Source organism: Alkalimonas cellulosilytica, from assembly GCF_036325985.1.
Lineage (GTDB): Bacteria > Pseudomonadota > Gammaproteobacteria > Enterobacterales > Alteromonadaceae > Alkalimonas > Alkalimonas cellulosilytica.
This window is the reverse complement of the sequence record NZ_JAUHLI010000003.1, coordinates 188220-207482: the sequence shown is the minus strand read 5'-3', so window position 1 is coordinate 207482 and position 19263 is coordinate 188220. Positions and strand designations below refer to the sequence as shown.

The 19263-nt window shown below is 50.9% G+C and carries 16 protein-coding genes; 13 read left to right on the top strand and 3 right to left on the bottom strand.

The genetic code is table 11. From position 1 onward, the window contains the following. The first annotated feature begins 1 nt into the window (after position 1). From pgl to glsB, 8 genes are all read left to right on the top strand, one after another. Entirely contained in the window at positions 2-688 is a 687-nt protein-coding gene (pgl, locus tag QWY20_RS04260; protein ID WP_330127795.1) for a 6-phosphogluconolactonase, read from the top strand. Between the two features lie 9 nt (positions 689-697). Then, positions 698-2548: a phosphogluconate dehydratase gene (gene edd, locus QWY20_RS04255; protein ID WP_330127794.1), complete on the top strand. Its 1851-nt coding sequence runs from the start codon at positions 698-700 to the stop codon at positions 2546-2548. Further along, positions 2541-3524, top strand: a complete 984-nt coding sequence (locus QWY20_RS04250; RefSeq protein WP_330127793.1) for a glucokinase — start codon at positions 2541-2543, stop codon at positions 3522-3524. Before edd ends, QWY20_RS04250 begins: the two co-directional genes overlap by 8 nt. 5 nt (positions 3525-3529) lie before the next feature. Next, the gene (locus tag QWY20_RS04245) at positions 3530-4180 is read left to right on the top strand and encodes a bifunctional 4-hydroxy-2-oxoglutarate aldolase/2-dehydro-3-deoxy-phosphogluconate aldolase (RefSeq protein ID WP_330127792.1); all 651 of its coding nucleotides are present in this window, start codon (positions 3530-3532) and stop codon (positions 4178-4180) included. A gap of 277 nt (positions 4181-4457) precedes the next feature. Then, positions 4458-5909 carry a sodium:proton antiporter NhaD gene (gene nhaD / locus QWY20_RS04240; protein WP_330127791.1) on the top strand — a complete coding sequence of 484 codons (1452 nt, stop codon included), beginning with the start codon at positions 4458-4460 and terminating at the stop codon, positions 5907-5909. A gap of 156 nt (positions 5910-6065) precedes the next feature. After that, on the top strand, positions 6066-6911 hold the full coding sequence (locus tag QWY20_RS04235) for an HDOD domain-containing protein (protein ID WP_330127790.1): 846 nt from the start codon (positions 6066-6068) through the stop codon (positions 6909-6911). Between the two features lie 48 nt (positions 6912-6959). After that, positions 6960-8810: a DUF885 domain-containing protein gene (locus tag QWY20_RS04230; protein WP_330127851.1), complete on the top strand. Its 1851-nt coding sequence runs from the start codon at positions 6960-6962 to the stop codon at positions 8808-8810. Positions 8811-8868: 58 nt separating this feature from the next. Continuing rightward, positions 8869-9807: a glutaminase B gene (gene glsB, locus QWY20_RS04225; RefSeq protein ID WP_330127789.1), complete on the top strand. Its 939-nt coding sequence runs from the start codon at positions 8869-8871 to the stop codon at positions 9805-9807. 26 nt (positions 9808-9833) lie between these two features. Here glsB and QWY20_RS04220 read toward each other — a convergent pair whose 3' ends face one another. Further along, complete coding sequence (locus tag QWY20_RS04220; RefSeq protein ID WP_330127788.1) at positions 9834-10433, bottom strand: hypothetical protein; 600 nt, start codon at positions 10431-10433, stop codon at positions 9834-9836. Between the two features lie 121 nt (positions 10434-10554). On the opposite strand from QWY20_RS04220, the gene QWY20_RS04215 reads away from it, so the two are divergent. The 3 genes from QWY20_RS04215 (at position 10555) to QWY20_RS04205 (ending at position 14136) form a co-directional block, all read left to right on the top strand. Next, the gene (locus QWY20_RS04215) at positions 10555-11574 is read left to right on the top strand and encodes an endonuclease/exonuclease/phosphatase family protein (protein WP_330127787.1); all 1020 of its coding nucleotides are present in this window, start codon (positions 10555-10557) and stop codon (positions 11572-11574) included. Positions 11575-11658: 84 nt separating this feature from the next. Then, complete coding sequence (locus tag QWY20_RS04210) at positions 11659-13533, top strand: propionyl-CoA synthetase (RefSeq protein ID WP_330127786.1); 1875 nt, start codon at positions 11659-11661, stop codon at positions 13531-13533. Positions 13534-13623: 90 nt separating this feature from the next. After that, positions 13624-14136, top strand: a complete 513-nt coding sequence (locus QWY20_RS04205; protein ID WP_330127850.1) for a DUF1543 domain-containing protein — start codon at positions 13624-13626, stop codon at positions 14134-14136. Here the strand turns inward: QWY20_RS04205 and ggt are convergent. Then, entirely contained in the window at positions 14091-15779 is a 1689-nt protein-coding gene (gene ggt / locus QWY20_RS04200) for a gamma-glutamyltransferase (RefSeq protein WP_330127785.1), read from the bottom strand. The genes QWY20_RS04205 and ggt overlap by 46 nt on opposite strands. Before the next feature lie 275 nt (positions 15780-16054). Here ggt and QWY20_RS04195 point away from each other — a divergent pair, with 275 nt between their 5' ends. Then, positions 16055-16594 (top strand): OmpA family protein, encoded by a 540-nt coding sequence (locus QWY20_RS04195; RefSeq protein WP_330127784.1) that lies wholly within the window; start codon positions 16055-16057, stop codon positions 16592-16594. Between the two features lie 50 nt (positions 16595-16644). Here the strand turns inward: QWY20_RS04195 and QWY20_RS04190 are convergent, their stop codons facing one another. Beyond that, on the bottom strand, positions 16645-18708 hold the full coding sequence (locus QWY20_RS04190; RefSeq protein WP_330127783.1) for a serine/threonine-protein kinase: 2064 nt from the start codon (positions 18706-18708) through the stop codon (positions 16645-16647). 201 nt (positions 18709-18909) lie between these two features. Here QWY20_RS04190 and QWY20_RS04185 point away from each other — a divergent pair, with 201 nt between their 5' ends. Further along, the gene (locus tag QWY20_RS04185) at positions 18910-19251 is read left to right on the top strand and encodes a hypothetical protein (RefSeq protein WP_330127782.1); all 342 of its coding nucleotides are present in this window, start codon (positions 18910-18912) and stop codon (positions 19249-19251) included. Positions 19252-19263 lie beyond the last annotated feature (12 nt).

Here is a 19263-nt window from a genome sequence, read left to right as displayed (position 1 = left end):
GATGCAATTTCATCGGTTTGAAAACAGTACAGCCCTCAATCGTGATTTTGCCGAGCGCTTAATTGCTTTGCTAAAAGCCGGCATTGCCGAACGCGGCCATGCTTATCTTGCTGTATCTGGCGGCAGAACGCCACAAGCATTGTTCAGCTATCTGGCTGGCACCGAGTTGCCCTGGTCTAAAGTCACCATAACGCTGGCGGATGACCGCTGGCTGGCGCCGGATGCCAAAGACAGCAATGAGCGGCTGGTGAAGTCGGTGTTGCTGCAGGATAAGGCCAGTGCGGCCAACTTTATCAGCCTGGTCACGGATGATGCGCAAGCCGAAGCTGGTGCAGATGCCATTAACCAGCGGCTGACAGTCATCCCGACTTTTGATGCGGTGATCCTGGGTATGGGCGAGGATGGTCATACCGCCTCTTTATTTCCATGCAGTCAGGAACTGGCTGAAGGCCTGGCGACCAGTAAGGATGCTCTGGCGGTAAATCCAACCACTGCGCCTTATCAGCGGATGTCACTATCCAAACAGCGCTTGCTGAACACGCGGCACTTATTTTTGCATTTGGTAGGCGATGGCAAATTGCCGGTACTGAATCAGGCCGTAGCCGGCGATGATGTGATGCAGATGCCTGTCCGCGCTTTTTTACACCATCCCTGTGTTGATATCCAGGTGATGTTTGCTACCGAATAGAGGTTTCCTATGCACCCTGTCATTCAAAAAGTTACCGATCGGATTGCCGCCCGTAGTGAGCGCAGCCGTGCGGTCTATTTGGCCCGGATTGAAAAGGCCCGTTTAAAAGGCCCACACCGCGGCACCTTATCGTGCGGTAACCTTGCGCATGGCTTTGCTGCCTGTGGCAAGCAGGACAAATCCGATTTGCGCAGCCTGACCAAAGCCAATATTGGTATTATTTCCTCGTACAACGATATGTTATCCGCGCATCAACCCTATGAACATTACCCGGCGTTGATCAAAGCGGCGGCGAATGAAGTCGGGAGTGTTGCCCAGTTTGCCGGTGGCGTGCCAGCGATGTGTGACGGCGTGACTCAGGGCCAACCTGGTATGGAGCTGAGTTTGATGAGCCGCGATATCATTGCTATGGCAGCAGCGGTCGGTTTATCGCACAATATGTTTGATGGCGGTTTGATGCTGGGTATTTGCGATAAGATCGTGCCTGGCTTACTGATAGCCGCTTTTAGCTTTGGTCATTTACCTTTTGTGTTTGTGCCGGCAGGGCCTATGCCTTCCGGTATCCCTAACAAGGAAAAAGCCAGGGTTCGCCAGTTATTTGCTGAGGGTAAAGCAAGCAAAGAAGAGTTGCTGGAGGCGGAGGCTGCATCCTATCATTCGGCGGGTACCTGTACCTTCTATGGCACGGCCAACTCCAATCAGCTGGTGGTTGAAATGATGGGGCTGCACTTGCCTGGCTCTTCTTTCGTCAATCCTGGTACAGAACTCAGAGATGAGCTGACCAAAGCTGCGACCCGTCAGGTTACCCGTTTAACCGATCTGGGGACGGACTACCTGCCTATCGGTAAATTGGTCGATGCCAAATCCATTGTCAATGGATTGGTCGGTCTGCTTGCGACCGGCGGCTCTACCAATCACACCATGCACCTGATTGCGGTTGCCCGCTCTGCTGGCTTTTTAATTAATTGGGATGACTTTGCCGAGCTTTCCAGTGTCACTCCACTGATTACCCGGATTTATCCGAATGGCCAGGCCGATATCAACCACTTTCAACAGGCTGGCGGCATGGCGTATCTTATCCGCACCTTGCTGGATGAAGGCTTGCTGCACGAAGATGTGCAGACGGTCGCTGGCTTTGGTTTGCGTCGTTATACCCAGGTGCCTGTGATGCAGGATGGTCAATTAGTCTGGGTAGATGGGCCGACTGAGTCGTTGGATCCGCAAGTATTAACCTCCGCTGCGACTCCCTTCAAGCATCATGGTGGCCTGGAAGTGCTTTCCGGCAACTTAGGCCGGGCTGTGATGAAAACCTCCGCTTTGCGGGAAGGAACTGCGGTGATTACCGCACCAGCCGTGGTGTTCTCAAGTCAGCATGAGCTGGACGCCGCTTTTAAGGCTGGTGAGCTCAATAAAGACTGTGTGGTGGTGGTTCGTTTTCAGGGACCAAAAGCCATTGGGATGCCTGAGCTGCATAAATTAACGCCGCCGCTCGGTGTGCTGCAGGATCGTGGTTTCAAAGTGGCTCTGGTAACGGATGGGCGCATGTCGGGAGCATCCGGCAAAGTACCTGCCGCTATCCATGTGACTCCAGAAGCCATTGAAGGTGGCTTATTGGCCAAAGTGCACAATGGTGATCTGGTACGGGTGGATGCTGATAAAGGAGTCTTGGAGCTGTTGGTTGATAGCAAAGTGCTGGCTGAGCGTCAGGCAGAAAGTATCGACTTATCCGAAAGCTATGCCGGCATGGGCCGGGAAATCTTTGGCGGGTTACGGGCTCAGCTGACCGGAGCGGAAGAGGGGGCCTGCGCCTTGTTCTCTACCGAAGACCATCTGGCATCCGATGGAGGCGAGCATGGGTAAAGCGCATTACGCCATTGTCGCCGACATTGGTGGCACCAATGCTCGCTTTAGTCGGGTGAACTTGCAGGATCTAAGCCTGGATCAGGTGCAAGTGTATCGCTGCGCCGACTTTGCCACCTTGGCAGATGCACTTCAGCATTATCGGCTCGAGCAGCAGTTACAGGCATTAACGGATGTCGCCATTGCCATTGCTTGTCCGGTGCAGGGCGATCAGGTGCAAATGACCAACTTTCATTGGCAGTTCTCCATCCGCGCCATGCAGCAACAGCTTGAGCTCTCCAGCTTGTTGGTGATGAATGATTTTACCGCAGTTGCGATGAGCTTGCCCGTGGTGCAAGCCGAGTGTGTACAGATCGGTGGTGGTTCTGCCCAGCCTAATCAACCCATGGCGGTGCTGGGTGCTGGTACCGGCCTTGGCGTTGGTCACTTGCTGCCCTTAGCAGAGCAAGGCTATTTGCCGTTACCAGGTGAGGGCGGTCATGTTGATTGGGCTCCAACCAATCCGCAGGAGTGGGCGATTTATCAGTTTTTAAGCGCCAAATATGGTCATGTTTCTCCAGAGCGCTTGTTATCTGGCCCGGGACTGGAAGATCTCTACCTGGCTTTGGCTGATTACCAGCAAAAATCCGTTCAGCCTTTGAGCGCCGCAGCGATTTCGGAGCAGGCGATGGCTAACAGCAATCCATTGGCTAGTGACACCATAGCGCAGTTTTTTGCCAGCCTTGGCAGCATTGCCGGCAATCTGGCGCTGACGTTAAGCACCGCTGGCGGCGTTTTCATTGGTGGTGGTATTGTTCCAAAGTTGCTACCACTGCTTGAGCAAAGTGAGTTTCGCAGTCGCTTTGAACAAAAAGGTCGTTTTACCGCTTTTAACCAGTCTATCCCGACCTATGTGATTACTGCAGAGCAGCCTGGTCTTACCGGCGCAGCTTTGTATTTAAAACAAACCATTTCACAACCAACTCAGGGCGAGTAAGCATTATGGCATTTGAAAATTGGCAATTAGATCCTGCAACCTTGTTTGCGCAGGGCCCTGTAGTTCCGGTGATAGTCATCAATGATTTGGCAGAAGCAGTCCCTATGGCTAAGGCACTGGTCGCAGGTGGTTTACGGGTGTTGGAAGTGACCTTACGCACACCGGTTGCCATGGAAGCGATTCGGCTTTTGAGCAAAGAGGTTCCCGAAGCCATTGTTGGTGCCGGTACGGTGACCTCGTCACAACAATTGCAGCAGGTCATTGATGCTGGCGCCCGTTTTGCGATTAGTCCCGGCATGACCCGCGAGCTTCTGCAGGCAGGTAAAGACTCTGTGATTCCATTAATCCCGGGTATAGCCAGTATTTCGGAATTGATGGAAGGGTTGGCTCTTGGCTACACCCATTTTAAATTCTTCCCGGCTGAAGCTGCCGGCGGTGTTAAGACTCTGAAATCCATTCATGGCCCTTTTTCTGAAGTGCGCTTTTGCCCGACCGGTGGTATCAACGAAAAGAATTTTTTGGAGTACCTGGCACTACCCAATGTGGCCTGTGTTGGCGGCTCCTGGGTGTTGCCTACCGAGGCAATTGCAGCCGGTGATTGGCAAAAAGTGACTCGATTGTGTCAGGATGCGCTGGCACAAGTAGCCAGTCGCTAAGATCTGAGTATCCTTCCTGCTGGCGCAGGCCATGTGTAGTGGCCTGCGCTGCATTTTTCAGCAACCGGTAGAAAATTTTTCTGCATACTTACCCAATAGAAATAGCTCTGATTGGATACAGATGTTTAATTATTGCTACTTTAGTCGCAATACGGCAATTTATCGCTATTTTCTGGTATTTTATCCTGATTTTTCGCCAAGTGCTGTGCTACAATGCCGCCGCCTGCAACAGGTAAATGCGTCCCTTTAATCCGAATGTAAATAAATAGGTCTGGCCATGCAAAGTCTCCGTTGCGTGTCGTGGTTGGCTGGTTTGCTGTGTCTGCTTTTCAGCACACCGGTTTTTGCTGCATCCGCTGCTCCACTCGATTTAACAAGTTCCCTAGTTGGTTTTGTCTGTATTGCTATCTTTGTCGTCGCCTACGTGTTGGTGATGGGTGAAGAAAAGCTACACATGCGTAAATCCAAACCGGTGTTGGTTGCTGCTGGTTTAATTTGGATCCTGATTGGTTGGGTATATATCAGCCGGGATATACCGGAGGTGACGGAAGCAGCATTCCGCCATAACTTACTGGAATTCGCCGAGCTGATGTTATTCTTGCTGGTAGCAATGACCTACATCAATGCGCTGGAAGAGCGGCGACTGTTTGATGCACTGCGTGCCTGGATGATACGCAAGGGCTTCAGCTATCAGAACCTGTTTTGGATCACCGGTTTCTTATCCTTCTTTATTTCACCGATTGCCGATAACCTGACCACTGCCTTGCTGATGTGTGCTGTGGTGATGAAGGTGGCTGAGGGTGATAAACGCTTTATCAATCTGTGTTGCGTCAATATTGTGATTGCAGCCAATGCTGGCGGAGCTTTTAGTCCTTTTGGGGATATCACCACCTTGATGGTGTGGCAGGCCGGCCTGGTTCGCATCGACGAGTTTTTGGTACTGTTTTTACCGGCCATGGTGAATTATCTGATCCCGGCTGCTGTAATGAGCTTTTTTGTTGAAAAGCGGCAACCATCGGCGGTTTACGAAGAGGTTGAGTTAAAGCGCGGCGCCCTGCGTATCCTGACCTTATTCTTGCTAACCGTTGCTACGGCAGTACTTTGCCATAGCTTGCTTCATTTGCCGCCGGTACTGGGCATGATGATGGGATTAGGATACCTGCAGTTCTTTGGTTATTTCCTGCGCATGACCTTGCCTGGCTCTCTAGCTCGTAAACGAGCGATGGCCGAGCGGGAAGGCGATCAGGAAAAACTGAAACGGCTTGGTGGTGTGGTGCCTTTTGATGTATTCAGCCGGGTTTCCCGTGCTGAGTGGGACACCCTGCTATTTTTCTATGGCATTGTGATGTGTGTTGGTGGTCTTGGTTTCCTCGGCTATTTAGGCTTGATGTCTGATCTGTTGTACGAGGGCTGGAATCCAACCTCGGCCAATATCCTGTTAGGCATGATCTCAGCGGTGATCGATAACATCCCGGTAATGTTTGCTGTGCTTGCAATGCAGCCTGAGATGTCGCATGGCCATTGGCTGCTGATCACCTTAACGGCTGGGGTGGGTGGCAGCTTGCTGTCGATTGGCTCGGCCGCTGGTGTGGCTTTGATGGGGCAGGCGCGAGGGTATTACACCTTCTTTGGCCACCTAAAATGGGCGCCAGTGATTTTCCTTGGGTACATTGCCAGTATTGCAGTGCATTTGTGGCTAAATGCTGACTTGTTCCATATCTACGATTAAAGCCAACAGGCAGCAGCTTCGCTGCTGCCTGATTTTCTGTTTACCCGCTATCGCGGGGGCATGACTAATCTGTTATTCTCATTCAAATTTCATCATTTGCCAGCCAAAAGACTATACTTACACAACAGCTGGCCAACCATTGCCGGAACTTGTCTGATGAACGCTCTACAGTACGCCGAAAATGTCACCGAAGTGTTTGTGTTCCCTGATGCTTACCTAAGGGTAAAGCAGTTGCTCGAGTCAGAGCGTGCCGATATGGACGAGGTAGCTGAAGTGATTCAGCTTGATCCATCCTTGGCCAGTAAAATTCTTAAGTTGGCCAATAGTGCTATTTACAATCTGCCCAAGAAAATTGACACCATCAGCAAAGCTCTGGTGGTGTTAGGTGCTGAAACCATCTACAACCTGGTGATTAGCTCCGCCGTGATCAGTGTGTGTGAGCAAGTGAGCCAAAATGCGATTGATATGGACAGATTCTGGGAGCAAAGCGTTCATACAGCCTTGATTGCCCGTGCTTTAGGCAATAAAGTTGCCCCGAGGCAGAGTGAGCAACTGTATGTGTCAGGCTTGCTGCATAATATTGGTGAATTGGCTTTGTGTCAGTTGGATCCTGAGCTGGCCAAAAGCTGCGAGCAATACACTACGGATGAAAAGCCATGGCAGTGTCAGCGCCGCCATCTCGGTTTTACCTATGCTGAGTTAAGTGCTGCTTTGCTACGGTTATGGCAATTACCCAACTCGATTATTGAACCGATAGCCTTGCAGCACCAACCGGATAAACATTTACGGCAGCCGGCTGTGCTGTTGTTAAATATCTCTTCCCGACTGGCACTCGCCAATGTTCACCCTGAAATGTATAAGCAAACTAATTTGCTGGATCCTTTTGTACTGGAAGTGTTGGGTATTATTCAGCCAGATCTGCGGGCAGCGCTGGATTTTTGCAACAGTGAAGCGCTTTACCTGCTTTCAGTATTAAACCCTAAAGCTGGTATTTTGTATTAACTGGTTTTTTGAAAAACATCACTCCTATAAACACAAGGATAGACCATGATGCGTTATTCAGCTGTTGCTGTTTCACTGGCGTTACTTTTGACCGCTTGCCAACCAGCACAACAAACCGAACAATCTGTTGTCACCGGGCTGGCCGAGCAACAGCAGCAACACAGTGAGCGTTTGACCCGTTGGTTTGATGACAAGTATGAAGAGCAACTGCAGCAAAGCCCTTTGATGCTGACGTTCCTGGGCCGAAAAGATCGTCAGTTTGATGTCGATGATATGAGCCTGGCGGCACAAGATGCACAACTGGCTTGGAAGGCAGCTACCGTAGCTGAGCTCACCAGCAGTTTTGACCGTGATTTACTGACCGATGAAGCCAAAACTTCCTTTGATTTGTGGCTACACCAATACCAGCAAATGAAAGCATCGGCCGACTTTCGCCACCATCATTATCTGTTCAATCAGATGCAGGGCATGCACAGCTTATTGCCACAAATCATGATGAATTTTCATCAGGTAGAAAACAAAGAGGACATGCAAGCATACATTGCTCGTGTGGAAGGGATCAGTGTGGCCTTGCTGCAATTGCTGGAGCAAGCTCAGCACTTTACTGAGCAAGGGATCAGACCGCCTCGTTTTGCCTATGAAGGGGTGATCGAGCAGGTAGAAAACCTGTTGCGCGGCCAACCATTTGAGCTGGAGTCTGAACAGGTAGCGCCATTATGGCAAAATGCCCAGCAAAAGATCAGTCAGTTGCAACAGCAAGCACTGCTAAACGATGACGATGCCGGCGTTTTGCAGCAGCAAGCCAGAGCTGCTTTGACCGGTTATTTTCAGCCTGCTTACCAAAAGCTGCTCGACTGGTTGCAGCAGGAAGTGGCACTGGCTGCGGTCAATGCAACCGGTGTCTCTAGCCACCCGAATGGCCGCGCCTACTACAACCATATGTTGCAGGTTTCGACTACTACCGCTATGACGGCAGATGAGATCCATCAGTTGGGATTGCAAGAAGTAGAACGTTTAACGGCGGAGATGGAAGCCATACGCCGGCAGGTTGGTTTTGATGGTGATTTGCAGCAGTTTTTTCAGTTTATTCGCACCGATGATCGCTTTTTCTATCCGGACACCGATGAAGGTCGACAGGCCTACATTGACGACTCGGTAGCGTTTCTGGCTTTTATCAATGAGCGACTGCCGGATTATTTTGGGGTATTGCCTAAAGCCGATTTGGTGGTCAAACGGGTGGAGCCATTCCGGGAGCAGCCTGGTGCTGCGCAACACTATTTCCCCGGTACACCGGATGGCAGCCGGCCAGGAGTGTACTACGCTCATTTATCCGATATGCGCGCTATGCCGAAAAATGAAATGGAAGCCATTGCTTATCATGAGGGCAACCCCGGTCATCATATGCAAATATCCATTGCGCAAGAGCTAACGGATATTCCCCGCTTTCGTACTCAGGCCAACTTTACGGTGTACTCTGAGGGCTGGGCGCTGTATTCCGAATTGCTGGCCAAAGAAATGGGCGCTTATCAGGACCCGTACTCGGATTTTGGCCGTTTGGTAACCGAAATGTGGCGGGCTGTGCGTCTGGTGGTTGATACCGGACTGCATGCCAAAGGCTGGACAGAAGAAGATGCGATTGCCTATTTTCAACAGCATACCCCAATCCCTTTAGAAGCGGTTCGCTCCGAAGTGCGTCGCTATTTCGTGATGCCAGGGCAGGCTACTGCCTATAAAATTGGCATGATCCGAATTCAGCAGCTTCGGGCTCAGGCGGAGGAGGCTTTGGGGGAGCGCTTTGATATTCGCCAGTTCCATGACACCGTATTGGGCGGTGGCGCCTTGCCGCTGGATCTGCTGCAGCGTCGTGTTGAAAGCTGGATTGCAAGTCAGCAATCCTGATCATTGTTTTTAGCCTGCCTCTATAGCCTGGGGCAGGCGATACCACATTGAGTAGTGCATGGAAGGAACACCAAAACAACCATCCAACCTTTCTTTATTGCTGCAAAGTCTGTTGCAGGAAGCCCGGCAATTACCGGAACAAGGCAAGGTGGCTGATTATATTCCGGCCCTGGCTGCGGTGGCGCCGGAGCAAACGGCGATAGCGGTCGCTACCCTGGATGGCGAGCTGCACACTGCCGGTGATGCCAGTCAGTGTTTCTCCATCCAAAGTGTTTCGAAAATCTATGGCCTGGTACTGGCGATGAACCGGTTGGGCGATGATGTCTGGCAACGGGTGCATATGGAACCTTCCGGCCAGCCGTTTAACTCCATTGTGCAGTTGGAGTGGGAGCATGGCATTCCGCGCAATCCCTTTATCAACGCCGGTGCCATCGTGGTGGCGGATATGCTGGTATCGCACTATTCAGCCAGTAAAGCCGCCTTACTAAACTTTATTCGCAAATTGGCCGGTACTGAGCAAATCTGGGCCGATAACATCGTCTATCAGTCGGAAAAAGAGCATGGCAACCGCAATGCTGCTCTGGCTTATTTGATGAAAAGCTTTGGCAATATAGAAGCGGAAGTGCCGCAGGTGCTCGATCACTATTTTTATCAGTGCTCGGTGGAGATGAGTTGTGAGCAACTGGCTCGAAGTTTGGTATTTTTGGCCAATCGTGGCCAGGATCCCTGGACTGAGCAGATGATTTGCAGTCGTCGTGATGCCCACAGAGTGAACGCCATTTTATCCACCAGTGGCATGTACGATCAGTCGGGAGAGTTTGCCTTTACGGTGGGGTTACCAGCCAAAAGCGGCGTCGGTGGGGGGATTGCTGCCATCGTGCCCAATTATGGAGTCATCGCCGCCTGGAGCCCCCGTTTAAACAGCTTTGGCAACTCCTGTCGTGCTATGTTCATGGTAACCCGGCTGGCTGAACAACTCGGCTTGTCGGTATATTGAAAAACGGGCCCTTTGGCCCGTTTTGCTTACTCAGTGTCTTCATAGCCCCAGGGCGTGGGTGGCAAGTCCACTGGCTTGGTCAAATCAAAATCTACCCGAAGCTCCCGGCCTTCACGCGTTAAGCGATAGGCAAAAAACTCCCCGGGATAGATGTACATATGCCAGGTATTCCACAAGGATTGCGGTTGACGGCGGCGAATAAAATCGTGTTTGGAAAAATCATCAGCTGGAAAAGACTGAGCATGCGGCCAACCTGCATCCACCGTGTGACCACCATACATGGTGGCATTGTCAGGCACACCTTCTTCAGTACGGTGATCATGCTTCAGTTGAATACCAGAGCCGGTTTTGGTCAGGATCCAGGTGCGGGAGTGGTTGTCACCGATATGAAAAGGAATTTCCAGCCGATCGTCGCTGCAACGGCGGACATGCATTACCAGGCGGTTCTCAGTAAAGGTTTCAACACCGGTAAAGTTAGCTTCGGTGACCCTGCCTTCAAAGGCCTGGCCACAATAGCGGGCGATATTTTCGAAAAACTGATCCTGTGCCGGGACTGAGACCGTTTGGGCAACTAGCTGACAGCTACCGGCTGCCAGCGCAAAACTAACCGCAAGTTGTTTTACCATGAGCAACTATTTCCTTTATAGTTATTGTGACTTAACCGCATGGTACCCAGTCTGAGGCTGAGGTGCAAACTCCACGTCCCTGATGCAGGTACTTTTAACCAACAGGATCCTTTGTTACGTGATGTCGTCTCCTTTCCGTTTTCGTATTGCCAGTGTCAATTTGCTCAATTACATCGAGCCGCCGCTTGCCAGCTACGAGTACGATGCTATCTATACCCAGGCGCAGTGGCAGCAAAAGCAGCAATGGCTTCAGCAGTTTATTGAGCAACAGCAGCCCGATATTATTGGCTTTCAGGAGGTTTTTAGCTGTGAGGCCCTGCAGCAACAATTGCTTGCGCTGGGTTATCCGTTTTTTGTGGTGGTGCAACAGCCAGAACTTGTATCCGATTACATTTATCACAAGCCGGTGGTGGCATTGGCATCCCGCTATGAAGTAACCTCCTGCGCGGCTTTAACCGCAGATCCTGCCTTGCTCAGTGCCGCAGGCTTAGCAGGCTTGCACTTTAGCCGACTGCCTCTGCGGGCAACCATTCAGCTGCCGGCTTTCGGGGCGCTGGATTGCTGTGTGGTGCATTTAAAGTCCAAGCGACCTCAGCTTGATCTGACTTTATTGCCTGAGGTCGATAATAGCTCATTGCATGCAGCCTTTGGCAGTTGGGCATCCACGGTGCAACGAGGAACCGAAGCCCATCTTTTGATCCACGCACTCTGCCAAAGACGACAGCAGCAGCGCCTGCCACTGGTGCTGATGGGAGATTTAAATGATACCTTAAGCGAAGCCTCCCCTTTAGCAATTCTTACTGAGGCTGGCGAACTCTGGCAACAACAAGCTAATGCGAATGGACTTGAAGCCTCTGGCTGGAATCCTGTCCGGCTGCACGATGCGTTAGCGTTGGCAAACCAGCAGCAAGCCAGCCCGGGTGTCGTGCGGCCAGCTACCCACTACTATGGCTCCAGCGGCTCAGTGCTGGACTATATCTTGTTATCGGATGAGTTTGCAGGTCAGCATCCGGCTTGTCGGGCCGATGTGCTCAGTTACCATACGGTCGATAAACACCTGGTTCGGCCGGATTACAGTTTGGATGCCTACAGCAGTGATCACGCACCGGTACTGATTGAATGTCAGTTTGTACGCCCATAGTCTAAGTTGCAAGCCCAACATTCTGCAGTAAAGTAGCCTTATAAGCTCTAAGGTTAATGAGCTGATTTTGAATGGAGCAGGGCAATGACGAGCTATCAGGCACACTATCACACAGCGATGACCGATCCCGAAACCTTTTGGCTGGAACAAGCGCAGCAGTTGCCGTGGTTTCAGCTTCCAGGCAAAGCTTTAGAGCAGCTATCAGCCAACCGCTACCGCTGGTTTGGTGATGGCAGGTTAAATTGCAGTTATCTGGCTCTGGATCAGCATGTGGCAGCCGGCAGGGGGGAGCAAAATGCGCTGATTTACGACTCCCCGGTCACCAATACTCAGCAATGCTACACCTATAGCCAGCTGTTGCAGCAAGTTGAGCAATGCGCCGGAGCCATGCAGCAGCTTGGCGTTACCACCGGCGATCGGGTGGTGATCTATATGCCGATGATCCCGGAAGCGGTGATTGCCATGCTGGCCGTGGCACGGCTTGGCGCCATTCACTCGGTGGTGTTTGGTGGTTTTGCTGCTCATGAGCTGGCCATACGGATTGATGATGCTAGCCCCAAGCTGATTATCAGTGCCAGTTGTGGCATTGAGGTCACCAAAGTTATTCCCTACAAACCACTGCTGGATAAAGCACTGACCCTGGCATCCCATCAGCCGGTGGCCAGCTTGATTGTGCAGCGTGCGCAGTTAGCCGCCGAACTGCAACCCGGGCGTGATCACGATTGGCATCAAGCCTTAGCCAGTGCTCAACCGGCTAAGGCTGTTCCGGTTGCGAGCGATCATCCACTCTATATTTTGTATACCTCGGGCACCACCGGCAAACCAAAAGGGGTGGTACGTGACCATGGTGGTTATGCGGTGGCACTGAACTACAGCATGGCCGCAATTTACAATGTACAGGCGGGCGATGTATTTTTTGCAGCATCCGATGTTGGCTGGGTGGTGGGGCACTCGTACATTGTGTATGGCCCCTTAATTGCGGGTTGTACCACAGTGTTATACGAAGGCAAGCCGGTGATGACCCCGGATGCCGGTGCTTTCTGGCGTTTGTGTCAGCAGTATCGGGCCAAGGTGTTGTTTGCTGCACCCACGGCGTTTCGGGCCATTCGAAAAGACGATCCGGACGCGCAGTTATTGCAAGATTATGATTTAAGTGTGCTTGAGTGCATCTTTATGGCCGGGGAGCGGCTGGATCCGGCCACCTACGACTGGACCACTGAAAAAACCGGTAAGCCTGTGGTCGATCACTGGTGGCAAACCGAAACCGGCTGGCCCATTTGTGCCAATCTGATGGGCATTGAGCCCTTGCCGGTAAAACCGGGTTCATCCTCAGTGCCGGTGCCAGGATTTTGCATCGAGGTGCTGGATGATGCCGGCAGAGTATTGCCGGCCAATCAGCAAGGCAATATTGCTATCAAACTGCCGTTGCCACCAGGCTGCCTGCAAACCATCTGGGGCAATGATGAGCGCTTTGAGGCAGGGTACTTGAGCAACTTCCCCGGCTACTACAGCAGTGGCGATGGTGGTTACATCGATGAAGATGGTTATGTCTTTATTATGGGACGGACCGATGATGTGATCAATGTGGCTGGTCACCGTTTATCGACCGGGGAAATGGAGGAGATCATTGCCCGTCATCCGGCGGTGGCTGAGTGCTGTGTGATAGGCATTGCCGATGCATTAAAAGGCCAATTGCCCTTTGGTCTGGTGATGGTGAAAAATGGCAGCGCCATTTCGCCAGAGCAACTGGAGCAGGAGCTGGTCGCCATGGTGCGCGAAGACATCGGCGCTGTGGCTTGCTTTAAGCAGGCTAAAATCGTGCAAAAACTGCCGAAAACCCGCTCCGGTAAAATTTTGCGAAAAGTACTGCGCGAGATAGCAGATGGTAAAACACCACAAGTGCCATCCACCATTGAAGATCCTAGCTGTCTGGAAGAGATCCGAATGCATTTGCCTTGATCCCCGCCATAGGTCTCTGCAATTGGCAGTACATGCTTAACTGGCTATACTGCCGCAAAAAGAACAGAGGACTGTGGTGTGGATTTATTTATGGTGATGCTCGGAGGCTCGCATCCACGAGCCAATACCGAGTTGCATGATGTGGTTTTTGTGGCAGGCGAAACCTTGGAGCAGACTTATCCGCAGCTTCGTCAGCTATGGTTTGCCGAGCCTAAAGGACTGCACATGGATGCCTGGATGCGGGCACGGACGGTGGATGGATTTCAGCTGCAGCTGGTGCAAGAACCGGTGCAGCAAGAATACAAGTTGTTCTTTTTAAATCTGGGTGGCTATCACGAGGCTGTCTTTGGCGAAGATCACCGTTATCTGCTGGTGGTTGCCAAAGACCGGGCCGACGCCAAGCAAAAAGCCAAAGCCCGGCAATTGGCGAGCTGGGACAAGCCGCATACCGACCATGTTTTTGCTGTCGATCAATGCCTGCCAGTCAATCAGGTGGGAGACTACTTTGTGCAGCTCATTCCGACCAGCCAGCCTGATGATCTGATGTTCGAAAATGTTTACATTGTACTACCAACCACCGATGTGGTGACTGGATCTGCCTGAGAGGGCTTAGCTTCCTGCTGTGTTGGCTCAATCACCAGTGCCAGGCCGCGTCCCCTGGGATCGGCGACCGCAGTAGTGCCCTGTGCTGTGCGCTGAATGGCCTGGATATCCCCCAGGCTCCAGCGCTGCAGATGGATACGGTAGCCCATAGCAGTAAGCTGCTGTTGAACCTGCTCGCTCAGAGGCTGATACGGCTCGATGGCAATCTGATCTTTGGGCAGTAACTGATGGTGAAAACGCGGTGCTGCCACGGCATCTTCGAGTGACATACCGAAATCATACAGGTTATTGATCACCTGAAAGACCGAGGTAAAGATGGTGGAGCCGCCGGGGGTACCCAGCACCAGCCGTACCTCGTTTTCCTGCACCAACAAGCTGGGTGTCATCGAGGACAGCATCCGCTTACCCGGTTCGATGGCGTTGGCATTGCCACCTACCACCCCAAAGGCATTGGGAACCCCTGGCTTGATGGCAAAGTCATCCATTTCGTTATTCATTAAAAATCCAGCACCTGTCACCACCACACCACTGCCAAAATCCAGATTCAAAGTATAGGTATTGGCCACCGCATTGCCGGCATGATCGACAATGGAAAAATGCGTGGTTTGTGGGGATTCCAAGCCGGGTTTGACGTGCTCTGTGGCTGAGATGGCGTCCGGGTTAATTTCCCGGGCCCGACGCGCCAGGTAATCGTCAGTCAGCAACTGTTGCTGCGGTACCTTGGTAAACGCCGGATCACCCAGGTAATCGGCCCTGTCGGCAAAGACCCGCTTGGAAATCTCGGCCAGTAAATGCACATACTGCGCCGAGTTATGGCTGACACCTGCAAAATCGTGCTGGCGATGCTGCTTTAAACTTAGCAACTGACTGAGCGCAATACCGCCTGAGCTTGGTGGTGTCACCGTAATTAGCTGGTAATCGCGCCAGGGGAAAATGAGTGGCTCGCGCCAGAGGGCCTGATAACTGGCCAGATCCTCTAAACTTATCAAACCGCCACCGCGCTGCATTTCTGCCACGACTAGCTCAGCCGTTTTCCCCTGGTAAAAATCGGCAGCACCCTGTGCCGCGATACGACGTAAAGTCGCCGCCAGCTCTGGTTGCTGAAATAACTCACCTGGGGCCATGTTGGCAAAGTAATCGGCAAAATTGGTTTTGCCCCGGTAGCGCTCAAGCGCACTGCCACCGTATTGCTGCAAAGTCTCTGGCACCTTAAAACCCTGCTCAGCCAACTCAATGGCCGGTTGCACCAACACAGACCATGGCAGGGAGCCAAAGCGCTGATGCGCCTGCCACATGCCCATCACGGTGCCTGGCACACCGGATGCTAAATGCCCAATCAAACTCAGATTATCAATCACCTGGCGGTCATCATCGAGGTACATATCCCGGTACGATGCTAATGGCGCTGTTTCCCGGTAATCAAGATAATACGGCTCGCCTTCAAACCAAATCACCATAAAGCCGCCGCCACCGAGATTACCGGCTTCCGGGTAAGTCACGGCCAAACTAAAGGCGGTGGCAACGGCGGCATCTACCGCATTGCCGCCTTGCTGCAAAATCTGCTGTGCAGTTATGGCGCCATAGGCATCCGGGCTGGCAACGGCGGCATAGCCAGCAGGCTGCTCAGCAGCGACAACGGACATCCATGTCAAGGCTGCGGCGAAACTGCTCAAAAATAGACCAGATCGAAGGGTTTGCATAAGTAGATTCTCTCTAATGAAGCCACCACCTGCCATGAAGTTGTCGGCTCATGTCTGAACAGTCGGCGCATTCAAGGTCTTGCAAGGAATTATCTTGTGGTAATCCTGATGCTATTGCAAGCCAGCGTGCGATAACAGCGCAGACAAAGATTGAAATCAGGCACAATAATGTATATATTCCGCAAAATATTTGAACCTAAATTTACAGGAGTGTTTTTATGATTACATTTGGACGTGTTGCGCTTTCGGTTGCTTGTGCTGTGGCTCTTAGTGGTTGTGCAGCCAATATGCAAAGCAGTACCAATACCTCGGAGCAAAATACCAGCTCTGTCTATGCACAAAGCCCGGGTTTGGTGCTGAATGAACATCTGAATGGCTTCCAGCATATTTCATTGCAGGAGCTTAGCTCAGAGCAATTCAAGATCACTTTCCCAGGTGTGACCAGCTTTGAGTTTGCTGCCAGAGACATCACAGCAGAGCAAAAGCAAGCTCTGGAAACATTGAGCAATGCGCTGCATCAAATTGATTACCAGGCACTAGAGGTATTGGGGCATACCGATAATCGCGGTAATTATGACTACAATCTGCAACTTTCCCGTGAAAGAGCAAAAGTGGTCACTGAATACCTGCTTGGTTTGGGCCTTCAGTCCGATAAGCTGGGGTACCATGGTAAAGGACCGGATGAGCCAATCGCTGATAATAACTCTGCCGCTGGTCAGGCACAGAATCGTCGCATTGAAATTCTGGTTTATCTTTAATAGCTACAACGCGGCAACAACTCAAGTTGAGTTGTTGCCGTCTGCTTGATCTAGCCACTGACACTGACCATCAATTCATTCGCCCGCCGCATCAGGCGCTCTGCATTACGTACCTGGTGTGTTTTAAGTAGTTCGCCCGAGAGTGTCAGGTATTTATCGGCTAATTGCCGCCGTAAGCGAATGTTTAGTTCAAAATCATTCGGCCAAATGGCCGCATACTGCTGCCATTGATCGTAGATTGCATCCACTTCCGCTGTTTCTTCGCTTTGTTCCAGTGCGCTGCTTAATGCACGAAAGCGATACTGATAAAATACTTCTGCGGCAGCATATGGAAATTCAGGCTCACTGCCTTGCTCATGCTGCTTTTGGTAATAAGCCATGGCATCGATCGCTGATTGCATATGCAGACCTTGCTCAATCAGTGGTTGAGCCTGCTCTACAGCGAAAAATGCTGCTTGCCCAATGCTGAGCAATTGCTGCAGTTTTGCCGCATTATGTTCATACATCGCCAACTCGAAATCCTGAACAAAAAGTTGCACGGCTTCTTCATTTGGCTGCGGCTGGTAGCTTGGGTCAATCCGCTTTAAGTCTGCCAGTACCTGGTATGGGTTCGTTGCCTCAGGATCCCGGCTGTAATTTTGTGCCACTAACATGGTTGTGAGTTGGTTTTGCAGTACCTCAATGGCGCTTTGTTTACTACGGGCAACCCGATTGCGAACCGCTGCTAATTGGTGAGAGTCCGGATAAAGTTGGCCTGCTTGTTCGGTTAAATGTTCAATTTCAATGTAATTTGGATAGCGCTCTGACCGGTCACTTAATAAGGTGTCTATTTGTTGCTCAAAATAGCTCAGCATGGTTGAGGCGTGAAAGTTGAGCAGACCGGACGAAATAATTGGGTTGTGATCAGTGAGCTTTTCCAGCTCTTCAAGGACTTCTGTCGGTTGAAGTTGTACCAGGTTGGCTTGATACGACAAAGTCGCTTGATGTGCGGCTAAAGCTTGTTGTAACTCTTGCAATGAACCTTGCTGTCCCTGAACATAAGAAATGCCTGCGGTCAGCATCATAATGCCTGCGGCAGTTGTCAAAAATACCGGCCATACCGGACGATTTAACTGACGCATTAATTGGCCCACTGAAGCGGTCCGTTTATTGCCATCAAACATCAATGCACGGCGAAAGGCTGCCCATTGTAAGAAATTTAAATGGGCCGGCTTACTGGCTTTTTTCTGCTCACGCTGGGCTTTATCGGCAGGCAAACGGTGAAATGGGTGTTTGCTGGTTAACAGCTCGTAAGCCAGACACGCAAAAGAATACACATCATCCGATGGTGTCGGTGCATGGCCAGCCAATAGCTCTGCACTGGCATAGGCTGGTGTAAAGCCACTGACCGGTGTCGCCTGTGATTGCTCTTGAGCCGCATAGATATCTACATTTTGTTGTAACTTCTGGGCGACCCCAAAATCCAGCAGTTTCACATGGCCGTTTCGATCCAGCATAATATTGGCTGGCTTTAAATCTGCATGCACTATCCCTTGCTGGTGAGCGTATGCGAGGCCATCGGCAATTTGCTCTAGTAGCTTCTGTGCAAATTTATAGGGCAATCCATTAGGTTTATAGCGGTTGATCACTTGCTCTAGGGTTTCACCATCCAGATATTCCATCACCAGAAAGAAATGCCCTTCGTCTGAACTGACATCAAATAAGCGAATAATATTGGGGTGAGCGAGCTGTTGTGTTTTCCGGGCTTCTTGCAACAACAGCTGCAGCGCTTCTGGCTGATCGACAAACTGTTTTTGCAATACCTTGATTGCGACAAATGGCTCAGCAATGCCTGCTTGTTCCAGGAATGTATCCCGTGCCCGGTAAATATGACTGATACCGCCAGAGCCAATCAACTTCTCGATTTGATAGCGTTGCTGCAGCATACTGCCGACTTTAAGGTGGGAGCTGGCAGCTGTGGTGATTTCTTTTGTCGCTGTTGTGAGCAATTGGGTTCTATCTGCACTGCTTCCTTGCGAACCATGGGTAGAGCTATCAGTCAGGTTGGATGTAAGATCAGGGCTAACAGATTGATCTACATCGTTTAAATCTTGCTCATGAGTTGTACTCGTCATGGTTGTATTCATTCCTTGTGGTAAAGCTACGTCGTTTCAAAACAGAACTAACCATAAATTTTACTTAATTATCTACATTCAATCAATTGTTCACGATAAAGTAAATTTGTTATTATTAAGCAAAGTGCGATCGAGAGATCCTAAACTATTGTTTTAGTCGGGCTGACAGCCATTGACTGTTTCTGTTTTCATGAGGCTCTTATGACTGCTATTCAAGCACCTACACATTACACTGGTATTTACGTGAGTGATGTATGGCAAAACTGCTACTTGATTAGCAGAGATCTTCTTACATCTTATGATCTTGCAGACTCTGAGTGTGTAATGCATTGCCCGCTGCAAGCTGAGTATTTTTTGCGGCAAATAGAGCCTGTTATTGCACGTCAGCAAATACTGCTTGATCTTTACCGTTATGCGCACATGGGTGCAGCCCCCCAAAAAATAGCAGCTCCAGAGCAACTGTTAAAATCTGTAGCTGAAATTGTCTCTTCAGGTGAACTTCGCGTGTTTAAAGTCAGAGATGGGCATGAAGTTTCAGATTGATAGCATTTTTTG

Coding starts and splice junctions, on each gene's coding strand:
- QWY20_RS04220 (WP_330127788.1), bottom strand. CDS start 10,433: ATGGTAAAACAACTTGCGGTTAGTTTTGCGCTGGCAGCCGGTAGCTGT.
- QWY20_RS04195 (WP_330127784.1), top strand. CDS start 16,055: ATGATTACATTTGGACGTGTTGCGCTTTCGGTTGCTTGTGCTGTGGCT.
- nhaD (WP_330127791.1), top strand. CDS start 4,458: ATGCAAAGTCTCCGTTGCGTGTCGTGGTTGGCTGGTTTGCTGTGTCTG.
- QWY20_RS04245 (WP_330127792.1), top strand. CDS start 3,530: ATGGCATTTGAAAATTGGCAATTAGATCCTGCAACCTTGTTTGCGCAG.
- QWY20_RS04230 (WP_330127851.1), top strand. CDS start 6,960: ATGCGTTATTCAGCTGTTGCTGTTTCACTGGCGTTACTTTTGACCGCT.
- QWY20_RS04190 (WP_330127783.1), bottom strand. CDS start 18,708: ATGACGAGTACAACTCATGAGCAAGATTTAAACGATGTAGATCAATCT.
- QWY20_RS04250 (WP_330127793.1), top strand. CDS start 2,541: ATGGGTAAAGCGCATTACGCCATTGTCGCCGACATTGGTGGCACCAAT.
- ggt (WP_330127785.1), bottom strand. CDS start 15,779: ATGTCCGTTGTCGCTGCTGAGCAGCCTGCTGGCTATGCCGCCGTTGCC.
- glsB (WP_330127789.1), top strand. CDS start 8,869: ATGGAAGGAACACCAAAACAACCATCCAACCTTTCTTTATTGCTGCAA.
- QWY20_RS04235 (WP_330127790.1), top strand. CDS start 6,066: ATGAACGCTCTACAGTACGCCGAAAATGTCACCGAAGTGTTTGTGTTC.
- pgl (WP_330127795.1), top strand. CDS start 2: ATGCAATTTCATCGGTTTGAAAACAGTACAGCCCTCAATCGTGATTTT.
- QWY20_RS04210 (WP_330127786.1), top strand. CDS start 11,659: ATGACGAGCTATCAGGCACACTATCACACAGCGATGACCGATCCCGAA.
- QWY20_RS04185 (WP_330127782.1), top strand. CDS start 18,910: ATGACTGCTATTCAAGCACCTACACATTACACTGGTATTTACGTGAGT.
- edd (WP_330127794.1), top strand. CDS start 698: ATGCACCCTGTCATTCAAAAAGTTACCGATCGGATTGCCGCCCGTAGT.
- QWY20_RS04205 (WP_330127850.1), top strand. CDS start 13,624: ATGGTGATGCTCGGAGGCTCGCATCCACGAGCCAATACCGAGTTGCAT.
- QWY20_RS04215 (WP_330127787.1), top strand. CDS start 10,555: ATGTCGTCTCCTTTCCGTTTTCGTATTGCCAGTGTCAATTTGCTCAAT.